Consider the following 276-nt stretch of genomic DNA (forward strand, 5'->3'; position numbering starts at 1 on the left):
CGCCAGCCCGCCGGCCTCATCGCCTGTCACTACCTTCACGAACTTCCGGCTGTTCGACGGCAAGTCTGCTTCGCTCGTCGACGGGATGTATCTTATCGTTGAGGGAAAACGGATTTCGAAGCTCGAAAGAGGCCAGCCGCCGGCATCCAGCTCGGCCAGGACGGTGGACTGCGCGGGCAAGGTGATCATGCCGGGGCTCATCGACATGCACTGGCACTCCTTGCTTGCCGCGGTCCCCATCCAGACCATCCTGCAGGCGGACATGAGCTTCCTGTT

1 protein-coding gene is annotated in these 276 nt (G+C 62.0%); it reads right to left on the reverse strand.

What is annotated here, in order from left to right; genetic code table 11:
- The coding region (locus SB786_RS36140; RefSeq protein WP_410731565.1) for a hypothetical protein at positions 1-207 on the reverse strand (207 nt) is incomplete at its 3' end.
- Positions 208-276: the final 69 nt, after the last annotated feature.

The organism is Burkholderia sp. SIMBA_062 (genome assembly GCF_046534765.1).
GTDB lineage: Bacteria > Pseudomonadota > Gammaproteobacteria > Burkholderiales > Burkholderiaceae > Burkholderia > Burkholderia ambifaria.